This is a genomic window from Leptothrix mechoopdaensis (SeqCode), assembly GCF_053893855.1.
Window position 1 is genome coordinate 3,780,721 of record NZ_CM132699.1, and the last position, 17,770, is coordinate 3,798,490.

Genomic DNA, 17,770 nt, shown 5'->3' on the forward strand with positions numbered 1-17,770 from the left:
TCCCACCTAGGAACAGTCCCGAGCCTCGTCAGGAAAGCCACGCCAGGACAGCCAGCCACAGCGGTGCGCTGAAAGCGAACAGCACGGTCGACACCACGATGACCGCGCTGGCCTCGCCTTCGCGGGTGCGGTAGCGCTGCGCGAACAGCAGCGCGTTGCTGCCGATCGGCAGCGCGGCGGCCATCACCAGCACCGACAGCGGCAGACCGCGCAGGCCGAAGATCCACCAGCCCGCCGCGCCGATCAGCGCCGGCAGCAGCAGCAGCTTGAGCAGCACCCGGCCCAGCAGCGCCCGGGGGTCGGTGGCCAGGCCGTGCTGTGCCAGCGAGGCGCCGATCAGGATCAGGCACAGCGGCACGCCGGCCTGCCCGAGCGTCACCAGCATGTTGTCGACAACCGGGTGCAGCGTCAGGCCGGCGAGCCGCCAGCCCATGCCCAGCAGCACCGGCAGCACGACCGGGTGCAGCAGGCTCTGGCGCAGGATGCCCGCCAGCATCGGCAGCAGCGCGGCGCCCTGGCCCTGGCGGGCGGCGGCGCGCGCCAGGTCCACCTCGGCCAGCACGGTGATCAGGCTCAGGATGCCCAGCGCATGCAGCGCGACGATGGCCAGGTGCAGCTGCAGGCCGGCCTCGCCGAACAGCGCCGCCGCGAACGGCAGGCCGACCTGGACCGAGTTGCCGAAGGTCAGCCCGACCGAGCGCACCGCCGGATCGGCCGGATGGGCATCGGCGACGTCATGCGCCGCCGCGCGCCGGCGTTCCCACCACCAGACCGCCAGCGCCCACAGCGACAGCGGGCCGAAGAAGGCCAGCAGCAGCGGGCCGGGCAGGTGCGACAGGTCCAGCACCGCCATGGTCCGGAACAGCAGCGCGGGCAGGAAGATCCCGAAGGCGGCACCGGCCAGCGCACGCTGGCCCTCGGCACCGCCGAGCAGGCCGCGACGGGTGGCGATCCAGCCGATCGCGATCATCGCGAAGAGCGCCAGCAGCTTGAAGGCAAGGTCCCAGGTCATGGCCGCAGTGTCGCGGCTGACGGCCTGCGTCCGTCTCAGCCCAGCGGGTCGGGATCGTGGAAGCGCAGGCGCAGCGCCTCGAAGGTGTCGACCTCGGCCATCAGGGCCTCGACGATGCCGGCATCGAGCCGGCCGCGGCTGGCCAGCCGGCGCAGCTCGGCCAGCGTGGTCTCGACCGGCCAGGCCGGCTTGTAGGGCCGCTCGCTGCGCAGCGCGTCGTAGATGTCGGCGACCGCGACGAGGCGGGCCGCAGCCGGCACCTCGTCGCCCTTGAGACCGCGCGGATAGCCGCTGCCATCGAGGCATTCGTGATGCGCCGCGACGATCTGGCGCAGCACCTGCACGCCCGGCAGGTGCTCCAGGCCGAAGGTGCTGACCATCTCCTCGACGATCTGTTCGCCCTTGGTGACGTGGGTGGTCATCTCGGCCCATTCGTGCGGTTCGAGCCGGCCGGGCTTGAGCAGGATCTCGTCGGGCACGCCGACCTTGCCGATGTCGTGCAGCGGCGAGAACAGGAAGACGTGTTCGATGAACTCGTCGTCCCAGCCACGTTCGGCCGCCAGCCGGCGCGCCATCAGGCGGGCGTAGGCCGAGATGCGGCTCAGGTGGCTGCCGGTCTCGATGTCGCGCAGGTTGGCGAAGGCCTGCGCCAGCTTGATCGAGCCGACCAGCATGCGCATGGTGGTCAGCTCCTGGCTCAGCAGCAGCGCGACCAGGTTGGCATAGGGGCGCAGCCGTTCGCACACCAGCGCGCTGAAGGCGCCGGGCGTCAGGGCGTCGAAGAACAGCAGGCCGAGCAGGCGGTCATGCTCGAACAGCGGGATCGTGTAGGAGCTGCGATAGCCCTGTTCGACCAGCCAGCGCGTGTGGGCATGTTCGTGGCTGGCGCCTTGCAGGTCGACGCCGATGTCGTCGATGACCCGTTCGCCGCGCCGGGCCACCAGCTCGCTCAGCGGCTGGCTGTCGGCGAGCCGGAAGCGGTAGGCCCGCAACGGTTGTGCCGACACCGTGCTGTGGACGAAGGTGACCAGCTCGTCGCCATCGGCCTCGTAGAGCGCGCAGGCGATGCGGTCGACCGCCGGCACGGCCCGCCGGACCTGGGCGTGCAGGCTGGCCAGGCGTTCGGTGAGGCTGTCATGACTGCGCGCCCCCACTTCGAGCAGGTGCAGTGCATCAGGCTGTGTCATGGGCTGGTCCAGCGGTGCGGCGGATCGCCGTCAGACCGAGGACAGCGCGCAACTTTACTCGCGCGCTTTCAGGCCGAACCATGAAAAAGGCCCGCTGCAGCGGGCCTTCCAGACGATCGGTGTGGCGCGGATGGCTCAGGCCGGATCGCTTTTCGCAGTCCGGGCCGCCTTCTTGGCCGGCACCCGCGCGGCACGCGGCTCGAACTCGAAGACAACCTTGCCTTCCTTCTTGTCATAGCTCAAGAAGGCCTTGAACTTGCGCCGCGTCTTGTTGGAGACGAAGCCGTCGAGCAGGTCGGTCTTCCCGCCGGCCAGCAGCTTGCGCACCTGCTCGTGCGTGACCGGCTGCTGCAGGATGATCGCGCCGGTCTTGAAGTCGCAGGTCTGGTGCGCACCGACCGCGTGCTCGCAGACGTAGTTGGTGCCATGTTCGTAGACATGGCCGGCGCACTTCGGGCAGGCGCCCAGGCTCTCGGCGCCGCTGAAGTCGACCGGCTCGCCGTCCTCCTGGGCCTTCTTCTCGTCCTCGCCGAAGTCGAACTCGAGCTTCCAGTTGTGGATCTCGTCGTCGCGCACCAGCTTCAGCTCGGCGGTGAAGGGCCAGCCGGCCTTGGAGCGGAAGCCCTCCAGCGGGCCGATGCGGTGGTCGCGCAGGAAGGCGTCGGCCTCGTGCAGCTCGAAGCTGCGGCCGGCGGGGATCTTGGTGATCGAGAAGCCGCAGCCGGCGCCTTCGGCCACGTCGGTGGCCTCGGCTGTCTTGCCGACACACGCAAAGCGGCGGTAGTTCTCTTTCACGGTGCCGCCGCAGTTCGGGCAGGGCGCGGACAAGGTCGCGTAGTCGCCGGGGATCGTGTCGCGGTCGTATTCCTTGGCCTTGCGCACGATGCGCTGGGCCATGTCGGCAATGCCGGCCATGAACTCGTCGCGGCTGAGCTTGCCCTTCTCCATCTGCGCGAGCTGGTGCTCCCACTGGCCGGTCAGCTCGGGCTTGGTCAGGTCCTCGACGGCCAGGCCGCGCAGCAGCGTCATCAGCTGGAAGGCCTTGGCGGTCGGCACGAGGTCGCGGCCGTCGCGGTACATGTACTTCTCGAGGATCAGCCCTTCGATGACCTGCGCGCGCGTGGCCGGCGTGCCCAGGCCCTTCTCCTGCATCGCGGCCTTCAGCTCCTCGTCGTCGATCAGCTTGCCGGCGCCTTCCATCGCGCTCAGCAGCGTGGCCTCGTTGTAGCGGGCCGGCGGACGGGTCTTTAGCGCGGCGATGCGCAGTTCCTCGGCCGACACGCGCTCGTCGGGCTGCACCGGCACGAGGTTGGCGTCCTCGTCCTGCGCTTCCTTGCCGTAGACGGCCAGCCAGCCCGGGTTGACCAGCACCTTGCCGTTGGTCTGGAAGCTCAGCGTGCCGCCCACCGCCTTGGCCAGATCGGCCGGCAGGCCGTTGCCTGCGGACACCTCGGTGATCCGGGTCGTGACCATGAACTCGGCCGACGGGTAGAACACCGCGATGAAGCGCTTGACCACCATGTCGTAGAGCTTGGCCTCGATCTCGGTCAGCGCACGCGGTGCCTGCAGCGTCGGGATGATGGCGAAGTGGTCCGAGATCTTGGTGTTGTCGAAGATCCGCTTGCTCGGCTTGACGTAGCCGTCGTTGAGCGCCTTGCGGGCATGCTGGGCCAGCTCGCGCAGCGGGCCGGGCAGGTCCTCGTCGGCAATCATGCCCAGCGTCTGTTTCGCCACCGGCAGGTAGTCCTCGGGCAGCGCGCGCGCGTCGGTCCGGGGGTAGGTCAGGACCTTGTGCTTCTCGTACAGCGCCTGCGCGATCGACAGCGTGGTCTTGGCCGAGAAGCCGAAACGCGAGTTGGCCTCGCGCTGCAGCGTCGTCAGGTCATACAGCAGCGGGCTGGCCTGGTTGCTGGGCTTGGCCTCCTCGCGGACCCGGCCGTGCTGGCCGCGCACCGCCGCGGCGATGGCCTCGGCATCGGCCGCGTTCCACAGCCGGTCGGCGCGACGTTCGGCGTCATCGTCCTTCTTGAACTTCGGGTCGAACCACTTGCCTTCGTAGAGGCCGGCGGCGGCGCCGAAGTCGGCCCGGACTTCCCAATAGGGACGCGAGACGTGCTTGCGGATCTTCTCCTCGCGTTCGACCACGATCGACAGCGTGGGCGTCTGGACCCGGCCGACGGTGGTCAGGAAGAAGCCGCCGTCGCGCGAGTTGAACGCGGTCATCGCGCGGGTGCCGTTGATGCCGACCAGCCAGTCGGCCTCGCTGCGGCTGCGTGCGGCCTGCGCCAGGCCCTGCATCTCGGCATCGCCGCGCAGCTTGGCGAAGCCGTCGCGGATCGCCTGCGGCGTCATGCTCTGCAGCCACAGCCGCTGCACCGGCTTGCTGCCGGCCTTCGCGCCGAGCGCGTACTGCTCGATCAGCCGGAAGATCAGCTCGCCCTCGCGCCCCGCGTCACAGGCGTTGATCAGGCGGGTCACGTCCTTGCGCTTGATCAGCTTGACGACCGCGCTGAGGCGGCCCTTGCTCTTGTCGATCGGCTCCAGATCGAAGTGGGGCGGCAGCACCGGCAGGTTGGCGAAGCTCCACTTGCCGCGCTTGACGTCATAGGCCTCGGGCGCCTTGATCTCCACCAGGTGACCGACCGCCGAGGTGACGACGTAGTCGTCGCTCTCGAAGTGCTCGGCGAATTTTTCGAACTTGCCCGAGGTCGACGTCAGCGCGCGGACGATGTCCTGCGCGACCGACGGCTTCTCGGCGATGACCAGTGCTTTGCTCATGTCTTGTGACCTTGTCGGCCCCGGCAGTGCCCGGGGCGCTCCATACAATCCGGCTCTCTCGCGCGCACGCACACACATGTACGCATGTGCACGCGCGCACCCACACCCTCAATCTAACCAATTCCGAAACCCACATGCCCACGCGCCGAGCCCGCCCTGCCGCCCCCGCCCCGGTCGTGAGCCAGGACACCCGGCGCATCCAGGTCCGGCGTTCGGGGGTCCACGGCAAGGGCGTGTTCGCGCTCAAGCCGCTGGCCGAGGGCGAGACGCTGATCGAATACAAGGGCGAGGTGATCGACTGGCCCGAAGCGCTGCGCCGTCATCCGCACGACCCGAGCCAGCCCAATCACACCTTCTACTTCCACGTCGACGAGGAACACGTCATCGACGGCGCCGTCAATGGCAATGCGGCACGCTGGATCAACCACGCCTGCGAGCCCAACTGCGAGGCCGAGGAAGACAACGGCCGCATCTTCATCAAGGCGCTGCGCGAGATCGCTCCCGGCGAGGAGCTGTTCTTCGACTACCGCCTGGTGATCGACGAGCGCTACACGCCCAAGCTGAAGAAGGAATACGCCTGCTGGTGCGGCGCGAAGACCTGCCGCGGCACGATGCTCGCGCCCAAGCGCGGCGGCCGATGAACACGGGGATGTCCGCGAGCCCGACCCTGAACTGGCGCGCCGAGGACCTGTGGCTTGCGCTGCAGGCCGAGGTGCCGGGGCTGTCCATTGAGGTTCTGCCCGTGGTCGGCTCGACCAACACCGCGCTGCTGGACCGCATCCGCCATGGCGACCACGGCCCGGCGATGCTGGTGGCCGAACGGCAGGTGGCCGGACGTGGCCGTCTGGGCCGGCCCTGGAGCGCGGCGCACGGCGCGTCGCTGACCGTGTCGGTCGGCCTGACGATGGCGCCGAAGGACTGGTCCGGCCTGTCGCTCGCGGTCGGGCTGGCACTGGCCGAGGCGCTGCATCCGCGCATCGGCCTGAAGTGGCCCAACGACCTGTGGCTGCGCGACGAGGACCGCAAGCTCGGCGGCATCCTGATCGAGACGGTCAGTGGCTCGGCGGGTGAGCCTGCCGGCGCGGCCCGGTCGGTCGTCATCGGCATCGGCCTGAACATCGCCGCGCTGCCGCCGCAGGCCGATGCGTCGGGCGCGGCGCCGGTCTACGGCAGCGGCTATGCCGGGCTGGCCGAGCTGATCCCGGGGATCGACGCACCGGCCGCGCTGCACCGCATCGCACGGCCGCTCTGGCGGGCGCTGCAGGCCTACGAACGCGACGGCCTGGCGCCGCTGCTGGCGGCCTGGTCGGCGCGCGACGTGCTGGCCGGCCGGGCGGTGCAGGCCGGCGCGCTGCAGGGCGTCGCGCAAGGCATCGCGGCCGACGGCTCGCTGCGCATCGGGCGTGGCGACGGCACGGTCGAGACGGTCCACAGCGGCGAGGTCAGCGTGCGCCCGCAGGCGCCCCGACAGGCCAATGCCGACGACGGAAACGCCGCCGCCACCGGGGGCACACGATGATGCTGCGCCGCCTGTTCGTGCTGCTGCTGCTGGCCAACGCGGGCCTGGCCGCGCATCAGGCCGGCTGGCTCGACGGCCTGCTGGGAACGGCTGCCGGTGCGCACGAACGCGAGCCGCAGCGCCTGGAAGCCCAGGTCGCGCCGGAGGCCCTGCAGGTGCTGTCGCCGGCCGCGCTGGCCCGCCGCATCCCGCCGCCGGTCTGCCTGGAGATCGGCCCGCTGGCCGCCAGCGAACTGCCGCAGGCCGAGGCCGCGCTGCGCCAGCTGATGCCCGAGGGCGGCTGGTCGCAGATCAGCCGCGAGCGCCCGGGCAGCTGGATGGTCTACATGGGGCGTTACGCGTCGCGCGTGACGATGGAGAAGCGGGCCGACGACCTGCGCAAGCACGAGGTCGCGTTCGAGGAAGTGCGCGGCCTGCCCGACTACGAGCCCGGCTTCCTGTTCGGTCGTTATGCCAGCGAGGCCGATGCCAACGCGGCGCGCGACCGCCTGCAGTCGCAGAAGGTGCGCCAGGCCCGTGTGGTCCGGCTGGAACCGCCGACGACCTCGCACGTTTTGCGGATCCAGAAAGCAGACGCCGAGCTGCAGCAGAAGGCTGCTGCGCTCGGCGAGCTGGTCAAGGGTCGGGCGCTGCACGCCTGCCCTCGGTGAGGCGACACATCCCCATCGCGGGGATGTGCCGGTGGCGGCATCAGGCGGCGACGACGCGCACCATCTCGAGCACCTTGTTCGAGTAGCCCCACTCGTTGTCGTACCAGGACACGACCTTCACGAAGGTCTTGTCCAGCGCGATGCCGGCTTCGGCGTCGAACACCGAGGTGCAGACCTCGCCGCGGAAGTCGGTCGCGACGACCTTGTCCTCGGTGTAGCCCAGCACGCCCTTGAGCGCGCCCTGGCTCTGGGCCTTCATCTCGGCGCAGATCTCGGCGTAGCTGGCCTCGCTGTTGAGCTCGACGGTCAGGTCGACCACCGACACGTCGGAGGTCGGCACGCGGAAGGCCATGCCGGTCAGCTTCTTGTTCAGCTCGGGGATCACCACGCCCACGGCCTTGGCGGCACCGGTGCTCGACGGGATGATGTTCTCGAGGATGCCGCGGCCGCCGCGCCAGTCCTTGTTCGACGGGCCGTCGACGGTCTTCTGCGTCGCGGTGGCGGCGTGCACGGTGGTCATCAGGCCACGCTTGATGCCCCACTTGTCGTTCAGCACCTTGGCGACCGGTGCCAGGCAGTTGGTGGTGCACGACGCGTTGGAGATGATGGCCTGACCGGCGTAGGTCTTGTCGTTGACGCCGTAGACGAACATCGGCGTGTCGTCCTTGGACGGCGCGCTCATGATGACCTTCTTGGCGCCGGCCTTCAGGTGGGCTTCGGCGGTTTCCTTGGTCAGGAACAGGCCGGTCGACTCGACGACGACATCGGCGCCGACCTCGTCCCACTTCAGCTCGGCGGGGTTCTTCACGGCGGTCAGGCGGATGCGCTTGCCGTTGACGATCAGCGTGTTGCCGTCGACCGAGACCTCGCCCTTGAAGCGGCCGTGCACGCTGTCGTAGGTCAGCATGTAGGCCAGGTAGTCGGGTTCGAGCAGGTCGTTGATGCCGACGATCTCGACGTCCTTGAAGTTCTGCACCGCGGCGCGGAACACCATGCGGCCGATGCGGCCGAATCCATTGATACCGATCTTGATGGTCATGTCTGACTCCTGGAGGTGACTGGAACGGGGGGACCGTGCCGCGCGGGGCTGGACAGGGGATGTCTAGTGTGGCGCGACGACGGTTACGGCGCGAGTACGAACTCCGCTCAGCGGCCCAGCACCGTGCGCACGGTGGCGACGACGTTGTCCGCGGTGAAGCCGAAATGCTTGAACAGCACGCCGGCCGGAGCCGACTCGCCATAGGTGTCGAGGCCGATCACCGCAGCGCAGCCGTACTTCCACCAGAAGCCGGTGACACCGGCCTCGATGGCAATGCGGGGCAGCTTCGCGGGCAGCACTTCCTTCTGGTACTTCGGGTCCTGGCGGTCGAACACGGTGGTGCTGGGCATCGACACCACGCGGACCGGAATCTTCATCTTGGCCAGCTCGGCCTGCGCGTGCAGCGCGAGCTGGACCTCCGAGCCGGTGGCCACGAGCACGGCCACGGGCTTCTTCTTCAGGCCGACCTCGGCGGGCTCGGCCAGGATGTAGGCGCCCTTGGTGATGACGTCGGCATCGGTCTTCGGCGCATACGGCAGGTTCTGGCGGCTCAGCAGCAGCGCGCTCGGGCGGTGCTTGTTGGCCAGCGCCATGGTCCAGGCGACCGCCGTCTCGGCGGTGTCGGCCGGACGCCAGACGTCCAGGCCCGGGATCAGGCGCAGCACGGCGGCGTGTTCGACCGACTGGTGGGTCGGGCCGTCCTCGCCCAGGCCGATCGAGTCGTGCGTGAAGACGTGGATGACACGCTGCTTCATCAGCGCGGCCATGCGGATGGCGTTGCGGCTGTAGTCGCTGAAGGTCAGGAAGGTGCCGCCGTAGGGGATGAAGCCACCGTGCAGCGCGACGCCGTTCATGATCGCGGCCATGCCGAACTCGCGCACGCCGTAGTTGATGTGGCGGCCGATCTGGCCGGCCTCGTTGAGCACCACGCTGCCATCGGCGGCCACGCGCAGGGCGGGCGTGCTCTTGGTGTTGGTGAGGTTCGAGCCGGTCAGGTCGGCGCTGCCGCCGAGCAGCTCGGGCAGCGCGGCGGTGAAGTGCTCCAGCGCGATCTGGCTGGCCTTGCGGGTCGCGACGGTCTCGGCCTTCTCGTGCGCGGCGGCCACGGCGGCGACGGCGATCTCGGCGAAGTTGTCGGGCAGGTCACCGGCCATGCGGCGCTCGAAGTCGACCGCCAGCGCGGGGTAGTCGCGCACGTACAGCGAGTAGCGGTCTTCCCAGTCGGACTGGGCGGCGGCACCGGCGGCGCGGCAGTCCCAGGCGGCGGCGATGTCGGCGGGGATCTCGAACGGCGCGTGCGGCCAGCCGATCGCCGCGCGGGTCAGCGCGATCTCCTCGGCGCCGAGCGCCTCGCCGTGCGCCTTGGCAGTGCCGGCGCGGTTGGGCGAGCCCTTGCCGATGCTGGTCTTGCAGACGATCAGCGTGGGCTTGTCGGCGCTGGTCTTCGCCTGCGCGATGGCGGCGTCGACGGCGTCGACGTCATGGCCGTCGACCGGGCCGATCACGTTCCAGCCATAGGCCTTGAAGCGGGCCGGCGTGTCGTCGATGAACCAGGGGGCGACCTGGCCGTCGATCGAGATGCCGTTGTCGTCGTACAGCGCGATCAGCTTGTTGAGCTTCCAGGCACCGGCCAGCGCGCAGGCCTCGTGGCTGATGCCTTCCATCAGGCAGCCGTCGCCCAGGAAGGCGTAGGTCCGGTGGTCGACGACGGCATGGCCGTCGCGGTTGAACTCGGCCGCCAGCAGCTTCTCGGCCAGCGCCATGCCGACCGCGTTGGTGATGCCCTGGCCGAGCGGGCCGGTGGTGGTCTCCACGCCCGGGGTGATGCCGACTTCCGGGTGGCCCGGCGTCTTGCTGTGCATCTGGCGGAAGGCCTTCAGGTCGTCGATCGACAGCTCGTAGCCGCTCAGGTGCAGCAGCGCGTAGATCAGCATCGAGCCGTGGCCGTTGCTGAGCACGAAGCGGTCACGGTCGACCCACATCGGATCGGCCGGGTTGTGCTTGAGGTGACGCTTCCACAGCGCGACGGCGATGTCGGCCATGCCCATCGGAGCGCCGGGGTGGCCGGAGTTGGCCTGCTGGACGGCATCCATGGCCAGCGCCCGGATGGCATTGGCGAGCTGGGCGGGGGAGGTGTCGAGGGTGTCGGCCATGCGCACGGAGTCCGGAAAGTGGGTGACTGAAACTGGGACGAAACCGCAGATTTTACCGAGCGTTTCCGGCCCGCCGATCACCGACGGCAGGCCCGGCCGACAGGCGCAGCCACCCGTCCGACACTTGAGTCAGGTCAAGTCGCGCAGGCCCGGCGGCTGCGACGCTGGCGACCTTGCAGCCGGTCATCCCGAACACCCGGCGCACCCGACCAACGGAGCCCGCCCCATGAACCACGCCGCCCTGCGCATCATCCGCGCCGAACACGAGGCGCTCGCCGCCATGCTGCAGTCGATGACGCTGCTGCTGGCGCACTACCGCCGCGACCGCCTCGAACCCGACTTCGAGCTGCTGCGGGCGATGCTGTTCTACATCGACGAATTCCCCGAGCGGCTGCACCACCGCAAGGAGACGCAGCTGCTGTTCCCGATCCTGCGCGAACGCGGCGCGCCGTGTGTCGACACGCTCGACAAGCTCGACCGCGACCACGCCGCCGGCGAACGCGCGATCCGCTCGCTCGAACACGCGCTGCTGGCCTGGGAGATGCTCGGCGAGCCGCGCCGCGAGACCTTCGAGGTCGCGCTGACCAACTACATCGACTTCTACCGCGCCCACATGCGCGCCGAGGAGGACGTGGTCCTGCCGGCCGCGCTGGCCACGCTCGACGAGGGCGACTGGCGCCTGCTCGACGCCGCCTTCGCCGAGAACGCCGATCCGCTGACCGGCCACGCGCCGGATGCCGTCTACGAATCGCTGTTCCGGCGCATCGTCAACAGGGCGCCGGCCCCGATCGGGCTGGGCTGACGACGCCGGCGGGCGGTCCCTAAACTGGCCGGATGAACCCGGCCGACCACCCGACCCAACCGTCTCACCCGTCCCACCCGCCCTTGCGCGCCATCGTCCTGGCCGCCGGGCGCGGCGAGCGCATGCGCCCGCTGACCGACCACACGCCCAAGCCGCTGCTGCCGGTGGCCGGCCGGCCGCTGATCGAATGGCAGCTGCTGGCGCTGGCCCGTGACGGCGTGCGCGAGGCGGTCATCAACACCGCCTGGCTGGAAGACCAGTTCCCCGCCGCGCTGGGCGACGGCAGCCGGCTTGGACTGGGCCTGCGCTACTCGCACGAAGGCGCCCGCTTCGGGCAGGCGCTGGAGACCGCCGGCGGCATCGCCGAGGTGCAGGACTGGCTCTGCGAGGACGGCCGGCCGGCCTTCTGGGTCGTCTCGGCCGACATCTGGTCGCCCGACTTCCGCTTCGATGCCGCGCTGGCCGACCGCTTCGTCGCCAGCGGCCTGGACGCCCACCTGTGGATGGTGCCCAACCCGCCCTTCCACCCGCGCGGCGATTTCGCCCTCGGCCCGGTCCGCGCCGACATCGCGCCGGACGTCCATCTGGCCGTGCCGATCACGCCCGACCAGCCCGGCGCGACCTACGCCAATCTGGCATTGCTGCGCCCGGCGTTGTGCGCACACGTCGGCCGGGGCCGCCGCGAGGCCCTCGGTCCCCACCTGCATCGGGGGGTCGGTGACGCTCGGATTTCGGTCTCGATGTATCAAGGGCGCTGGGAGAACGTCGGCACCCCCGCGCAATGGGAGGCGCTGCAGCCGTCCTGATGGACCGGGTGACCGGCCTGGCGGCCCCCCTGTCGTCGAGGAGCGTCACCGTGAACCCTGTCCTGCTGGCCTGGCCCGAGGCCGCCGCGCTGTTGCGCGGCACGGGCATCCTGCTGATCGCGCTGGGCGCCGTGCTGGCGCTCGAACAGGCCCTCGCCGGGGTGCTGCGCGCGCTGGCACTCAAGCGCGAGCCGCTGGTCTCGGACGGCCACCGGCTGGCGAGCTACCAGCAATCGATCTGGACCTGGTCGGCGCCGGAAGTCCGCGCGCTGTGGCTGGGCCTGCTGGCCTGCGCGATCTGCCTGCGCATGGTCGGCCTGCACGACCCGCTGTGGGCGCTGCCGGCCGGCGTGCTGTTCCTGCTGTCGCTGGCCTGGGACCTGGAGCGCTGGACCTTCGTGGCCGTCAGCCGCTGGCAGATCGCCTGGCGCTGCGGCTGGCGCGGCCGCATCCGGCGCGTGCCGACGGCGCAGCTCGCGCGCGTCCACCGCATCGAGACCCCCGCATGGCCGGCCCGCCGCAAGCCGCGTCGCGACCAGCCGCTGCGGCGCGTCTGGCATCGCCTGACCGGCAGCGGCCAGCTCGGGCTGGAACTGCACAACGGCCACGCCGTGCGCCTGCCCGCCACCGACCTGCTGGTCGGCCGTCCGGCGTTGCGCGCGATGGCCGCGATCCTCAAGGCCCGTCAGGTCGAGGCGATGGCGCAGCGCCAGGAAGACCGCCGGCATCACCAGGCCTACCAGCGCCAGCAGGCCGAGCGGCGCCGTCTGGCGCGCCAGCAGGTCCGCCACGTGGCGCGGCGTCTGGCGCTCGCGCAGGACAGCCAGCCGGGCGCCCTGACGGCGGCCGCCGCCGAGGCCGCGCCGTCGCACGGCCTGGTCAACGCGCCCCCGCCACTGACCGACGGCAGCGCCGCGCTGCAACGCCAGGTCGCGCTGCTGCGCGATGCCCGCGCACGCAGCCGGCAAGGCCGCACCGATGACGCGCCGGCCGGTCGCACCGACCTGCACGACCTGCCCCCGGCCGACCCGACGCGGCCGGCCCCGGACACGCTGATGATGGGTTGAGCCCGCGCCCGTCCCCGCACGGTGGCGCGGGGGAGGGCAAACACAGTCGTTTCGCACGCCGGGCCTTGGGGGCTGACCCCTAGAATTCGCGGCTTTCGCCCTCTGCACCTTGCGGGCTGTCGCGGCCCGCCCGCCACCATGCTGACCTTCCAGCACATCATCCTGCGCCTGCAAGACTACTGGGACCGCCAGGGCTGCGCCCTGCTGCAACCCTACGACATGGAAGTCGGCGCCGGCACCAGCCACACCGCCACCTTCCTGCGGGCCCTCGGCCCCGAACCCTGGAAGGCCGCCTACGTCCAGCCCAGCCGCCGCCCGAAGGACGGCCGCTACGGCGACAACCCGAACCGCCTGCAGCACTACTACCAGTACCAGGTCGTGCTGAAGCCCGCGCCGGCCAACATCCTGGACCTCTACCTCGGCTCGCTCGAAGCCCTCGGCTTCGACCTGAAGAAGAACGACATCCGCTTCGTCGAGGACGACTGGGAGAACCCGACGCTGGGCGCCTGGGGCCTGGGCTGGGAGGTCTGGCTCAACGGCATGGAAGTGACCCAGTTCACCTACTTCCAGCAGGTCGGCGGCATCGACTGCAAGCCCATCACCGGCGAGATCACCTACGGCCTCGAACGCCTGGCGATGTACCTGCAGGGCGTCGAGAACGTCTATGACCTGGTCTATGCGGACGGCCTCAAGTACGGCGACGTGTTCCACCAGAACGAGGTCGAGCAGTCGACCTACAACTTCGAGCACAGCAACGTCGAGTTCCTGCTGACCGCCTTCGGCGCGCACGAGGGCAACGCCCAGCACCTGATCGCCAGCCAGCTCGCGCTGCCGGCCTACGAGCAGGTGCTGAAGGCCGCCCACACCTTCAACCTGCTGGACGCGCGCGGCGCCATCAGCGTCACCGAACGCGCCGCCTACATCGGCCGCATCCGCAACCTGGCCCGCAGCGTCGCGGCCAGCTACCTGGACAGCCGCAAGCGCCTGGGCTTCCCGATGGCCCCGAAGGCCTGGGCCGACGAGGTCGTCGCCAAGCTCGATGCCGAGGCCGCCAAGGCCGCCGCCGCGAAGAACAACGACAAGAAGGCCGCCTGAACATGACCGTCGACACGAAGAACCTGCTCGTCGAACTGTTCGTCGAGGAACTGCCGCCCAAGGCGCTGAAGAAGCTGGGCGAGTCGTTCGCCGGCACGCTGGCCGCCAGCCTGAAGGCCCAGGGCCTGGCCGGTGCCGATGCCGCCGTGACGGCCCATGCCTCGCCGCGTCGCCTGGCCGTTCAGGTCGCCGGCGTGGCCGCCCGTGCCGCCGACAAGGCCCAGCAGACCAAGCTGATGCCGGTCGCCGTCGCGCTCGATGCCGCTGGCAACGCCACGCCCGCGCTGCTCAAGAAGCTGGCCGCCGTCGGCGCCGATGCCAGCGTCGTCCCGAGCCTGAAGCGCCTGCCCGACGGCAAGGCCGAGGCCCTGTTCCTCGACAGCATCGTGCCCGGCGTGAGCCTGGCCGACGGCCTGCAGAAGGCACTCGACGAGGCGCTCGCCAAGCTGCCGATCCCGAAGGTGATGGGCTACCAGCTGGCCGACGGCTGGTTGACCGTGCAGTTCGTGCGCCCGGCCCACGGCCTCGTCGCGCTGCATGGCGCGGACGTGGTGCCGGTCAGCACGCTCGGCCTGAACGCCGGCCGCACGACCACCGGCCACCGCTTCGAGGCCGCGCAGGCGGTCGTCACGCTGCGTGATGCCGACAGCTACGCCGACCAGCTGCGCGACGAGGGCGCCGTGATCGCGAACTTCGACGCCCGCCGCGCCGAGATCGTCCGCCAGCTGACCGAGGCCGCCGGCCGCGAAGGCCTCAAGCCGATCGACGACGAGGCCCTGCTCGACGAGGTCACCGCGCTGGTCGAACGCCCGAACGTGCTGACCTGCCAGTTCGAGCCCGAGTTCCTGGCCGTGCCGCAGGAATGCCTGATCCTGACGATGAAGGCCAACCAGAAGTACTTCCCGCTGCTGGACGGCCACGGCAAGCTGACCCACAAGTTCCTGATCGTCAGCAACATCCGCCCGGCCGATGCCAGCGCGGTGATCGGCGGCAACGAACGGGTCGTGCGCCCGCGCCTGGCCGACGCCAAGTTCTTCTTCGACCAGGACCGCAAGAAGACGCTGGAATCGCGCGTGGCGGGCCTCGCCAAGGTCGTCTACCACGGCAAGCTCGGCACCCAGGGCGACCGCGCCGAGCGGGTGCGCGCCATCGCCCACGCCATCGTCAACCAGCTGCGCATGGCCACCGTGCCCTACACGGTCGAGGCGCAGGACGAGTTCGCGGTGCTCGACAGCAAGGTCCAGCAGGCCGCCCGCCTGGCCAAGACCGACCTGCTGACCGACATGGTCGGCGAGTTCCCCGAGCTGCAGGGGATCATGGGCGCCTACTACGCCCGCCACGAGGGCCTGCGCGACGGTGTCGCCATCGCCATCGAGGACCACTACAAGCCGCGTTATGCCGGCGACGCGCTGCCGCGCAACCACACCGGCACGGTGCTGGCGCTGGCCGACAAGCTGGAGACCCTGGTCGGCCTGTTCGGCATCGGCCAGCTGCCCACCGGCGACAAGGACCCGTTCGCGCTTCGCCGCCATGCGCTGGGCGTGATCCGCATCCTGACCGAGAAGAACCTGCCGCTCGAACTGCCGGCGCTGATCGCCGCGGCCGTGCCGCCGTTCGGCGAGCTGGTGACCGACCCGAGCGCCGCGCTGCTGGGCTTCATGCACGACCGCCAGGCGGTCTCCCTGCGCGACCAGGGCTACAGCGCCCAGGAGGTCGACGCGGTGCTGGCGCTGGCCCCCAGCCGCCTGGGCGACGTGCCGCGCCGGCTGGCCGCCGTGCGTGCCTTCGCCGCGCTGCCCGAGGCCGCCGCGCTGGCCGCCGCCAACAAGCGCATCGGGAACATCCTGAAGAAGGTCGAGGGCCCGGCGGTCGAGGCGCGCGTCGACCATGCGCTGCTGAAGGAAGCCGCCGAGCAGCAGCTCGCCACCGCGCTGGAGACGGTCGGCCCGCAGGCCGATCGCCTGTTCGAGCAGGGCGAGCACACCGCCAGCCTGCAGGCCCTGGCCGCGCTGCGCGCGCCGGTCGACGCCTTCTTCGACGGCGTGATGGTCAACGCCGACGACCCGGCGCTGCGCACCAACCGGCTCGGCCTGCTGGCCTCGCTGCACGCGGCGATGAACCGCGTCGCCGACCTGTCACGGCTGGCCTCCTGAGACGCCACGCGATGCCCGAACGCGCCCCCACCCGACTGGTGATCGTCGACCGCGACGGCACGCTCAACGAGCCGCGCGACGACCACGTCAAGACGCCCGAGGAATGGGCGCCGCTGCCGGGCGCACTGGAGGCCGTCGCCCGTCTCAACCAGGCTGGCTGGCACGTGGTGATCGCCACCAACCAGTCCGGACTGGGCCGCGGCCTGCTGGACATGTCGTCGATGAACGCGGTCCACCAGGTCATGAACGCGAAGCTCGCGCAGCTCGGCGGCCGCATCGACGCGGTGTTCTTCTGCCCGCACGCGCCGGAAGACCAGTGCCGCTGCCGCAAGCCGTTGCCCGGCCTGTTCGAGGACATCGCCGAGCGCATGGGCGTCGACCTCGACGAGGTCTACGCGGTCGGCGACAACATCCGCCACCTGCAGGCCGCGCAGGCCGCCGGCTGCCGCACCCACCTCGTGCGCACCGGCCGCTCGGCCGGGCTCGACGACGCCGGCCTGGCCGCGCTGCTGGCGCAGGTCGGCGGCACGGTCGGCGTGCACGACGACCTGCCGGCCTTCGCCGAACAGCTGCTGGGCGCCGAGCGCAAGCGCATCCAGGACGCCAGGCGTCCTGCTTCCAACTAGATCCCCGACATGCTGAACCTGCTGCGCTCCGCGCTCTACCTCGCCTGGCTGACCGTCACCGTGATCCCGTGGGCGCTGCTCGCGGTGATCCTGTCGCCGGTGCTGCCACGCACGAAGCTCTACTGGTTCTGCGTCGGCTGGCTCAGCCTGTCGATCAAGGCCGCGACGTGGATCTGCGGCGTCCGGTACCGCGTCCAGGGCCTCGAGAACGTGCCCGATGCGCGCGACGGCAAGGCCGCCGTGCTGCTGGCCCCGAAGCACCAGTCGACCTGGGAGACCTTCGCGATGCCGGCGATCATGCCGCACCCCCTCGCCTACGTGTTCAAGCGCGAGCTGCTGTGGATCCCGTTCTTCGGCTGGGCCATCGGCCGGCTCGACATGGTCCACATCGACCGCAGCCGCCGCGCCGAAGCCTGGCGCAAGGTCCAGGAACAGGGCCAGCGGCTGATGGCGCAGGGCAACTGGGTGATCATGTTCCCCGAAGGCACGCGCACGCCGCGCGGTGGCCAGGGCAGCTACAAGACCGGCGCGTCGCGGCTGGCGATCGCCACCGGCACGCCGATCGTGCCGATCGCGGTGACGTCCGCGAAGTGCTGGCCGCGCAAGAGCTTCCTGCTCAAGCCCGGCACGATCGATGTCTCGATCGGCAAGCCCATCCCGGTGCAGGGTCGCCAGGCCGACGAGCTGATGGCCGAGGTCGAGGCCTGGATCGAGGCCGAGATGCGCCGCCTCGACCCCGAGGCCTACGCCGGTCAGGCGGAAGCTGCGGTTTCCGCCACATCCGGCACGAAGCAGGCGTCCTGAAATCGTCTGCGCGCGGTCCGGACACCCGTCGGCACTGCCCCCGCCGCAAGCCCTGTTCTAGACTTGCCGCCCATGAAAA

At 70.4% G+C, this 17,770-nt stretch carries 15 protein-coding genes; 10 read left to right on the forward strand and 5 right to left on the reverse strand.

The window, feature by feature from the left end; translation table 11 throughout:
- Positions 1-28 precede the first annotated feature (28 nt).
- The 3 genes from ACWA7K_RS16395 to ACWA7K_RS16405 form a co-directional block, all read right to left on the reverse strand.
- On the reverse strand, positions 29-1,012 hold the full coding sequence (locus tag ACWA7K_RS16395; protein ID WP_456162470.1) for an AEC family transporter: 984 nt from the start codon (positions 1,010-1,012) through the stop codon (positions 29-31).
- 35 nt (positions 1,013-1,047) lie between these two features.
- Positions 1,048-2,199, reverse strand: a complete 1,152-nt coding sequence (locus ACWA7K_RS16400) for an HD-GYP domain-containing protein (RefSeq protein WP_456162471.1) — start codon at positions 2,197-2,199, stop codon at positions 1,048-1,050.
- Positions 2,200-2,334: 135 nt separating this feature from the next.
- Positions 2,335-4,977 carry a DNA topoisomerase III gene (locus ACWA7K_RS16405; RefSeq protein ID WP_456162472.1) on the reverse strand — a complete coding sequence of 881 codons (2,643 nt, stop codon included), beginning with the start codon at positions 4,975-4,977 and terminating at the stop codon, positions 2,335-2,337.
- Positions 4,978-5,111: 134 nt separating this feature from the next.
- Here ACWA7K_RS16405 and ACWA7K_RS16410 point away from each other — a divergent pair, with 134 nt between their 5' ends.
- From ACWA7K_RS16410 to ACWA7K_RS16420, 3 genes are read left to right on the forward strand one after another with little or no spacing between them, the layout of a single operon-like run.
- Positions 5,112-5,618 carry an SET domain-containing protein gene (locus ACWA7K_RS16410; RefSeq protein WP_456162473.1) on the forward strand — a complete coding sequence of 169 codons (507 nt, stop codon included), beginning with the start codon at positions 5,112-5,114 and terminating at the stop codon, positions 5,616-5,618.
- Positions 5,619-5,626: 8 nt separating this feature from the next.
- On the forward strand, positions 5,627-6,496 hold the full coding sequence (locus ACWA7K_RS16415) for a biotin--[acetyl-CoA-carboxylase] ligase (RefSeq protein WP_456162474.1): 870 nt from the start codon (positions 5,627-5,629) through the stop codon (positions 6,494-6,496).
- A complete protein-coding gene (locus tag ACWA7K_RS16420; protein ID WP_456162475.1) occupies positions 6,493-7,146 on the forward strand; it encodes a hypothetical protein in 654 nt (217 codons plus the stop codon). The genes ACWA7K_RS16415 and ACWA7K_RS16420 overlap by 4 nt, the downstream gene beginning before the upstream one ends.
- A 40-nt stretch (positions 7,147-7,186) precedes the next feature.
- On the opposite strand, the gene gap is transcribed toward ACWA7K_RS16420, so the two are convergent.
- Complete coding sequence (gap, locus tag ACWA7K_RS16425) at positions 7,187-8,185, reverse strand: type I glyceraldehyde-3-phosphate dehydrogenase (RefSeq protein WP_456162476.1); 999 nt, start codon at positions 8,183-8,185, stop codon at positions 7,187-7,189.
- A gap of 107 nt (positions 8,186-8,292) precedes the next feature.
- A complete protein-coding gene (gene tkt / locus ACWA7K_RS16430; RefSeq protein WP_456162477.1) occupies positions 8,293-10,338 on the reverse strand; it encodes a transketolase in 2,046 nt (681 codons plus the stop codon).
- Between the two features lie 226 nt (positions 10,339-10,564).
- On the opposite strand from tkt, the gene ACWA7K_RS16435 reads away from it, so the two are divergent.
- From ACWA7K_RS16435 to ACWA7K_RS16465, 7 genes are all read left to right on the forward strand, one after another.
- The gene (locus ACWA7K_RS16435; protein ID WP_456162478.1) at positions 10,565-11,140 is read left to right on the forward strand and encodes a hemerythrin domain-containing protein; all 576 of its coding nucleotides are present in this window, start codon (positions 10,565-10,567) and stop codon (positions 11,138-11,140) included.
- 32 nt (positions 11,141-11,172) lie between these two features.
- Positions 11,173-11,946 (forward strand): nucleotidyltransferase family protein, encoded by a 774-nt coding sequence (locus ACWA7K_RS16440; RefSeq protein WP_456162479.1) that lies wholly within the window; start codon positions 11,173-11,175, stop codon positions 11,944-11,946.
- Between the two features lie 50 nt (positions 11,947-11,996).
- Positions 11,997-13,013, forward strand: a complete 1,017-nt coding sequence (locus ACWA7K_RS16445; RefSeq protein ID WP_456162480.1) for a hypothetical protein — start codon at positions 11,997-11,999, stop codon at positions 13,011-13,013.
- Between the two features lie 138 nt (positions 13,014-13,151).
- Complete coding sequence (glyQ, locus tag ACWA7K_RS16450; RefSeq protein ID WP_456162481.1) at positions 13,152-14,108, forward strand: glycine--tRNA ligase subunit alpha; 957 nt, start codon at positions 13,152-13,154, stop codon at positions 14,106-14,108.
- Between the two features lie 2 nt (positions 14,109-14,110).
- Positions 14,111-16,261, forward strand: coding sequence for a glycine--tRNA ligase subunit beta (glyS, locus tag ACWA7K_RS16455; RefSeq protein WP_456162482.1), 2,151 nt, complete (start codon positions 14,111-14,113; stop codon positions 16,259-16,261).
- A gap of 11 nt (positions 16,262-16,272) precedes the next feature.
- Entirely contained in the window at positions 16,273-16,887 is a 615-nt protein-coding gene (gene gmhB, locus ACWA7K_RS16460) for a D-glycero-beta-D-manno-heptose 1,7-bisphosphate 7-phosphatase (RefSeq protein WP_456162483.1), read from the forward strand.
- A gap of 9 nt (positions 16,888-16,896) precedes the next feature.
- Positions 16,897-17,691: a lysophospholipid acyltransferase family protein gene (locus tag ACWA7K_RS16465; protein WP_456162484.1), complete on the forward strand. Its 795-nt coding sequence runs from the start codon at positions 16,897-16,899 to the stop codon at positions 17,689-17,691.
- The last annotated feature ends 79 nt before the right edge of the window (positions 17,692-17,770 follow it).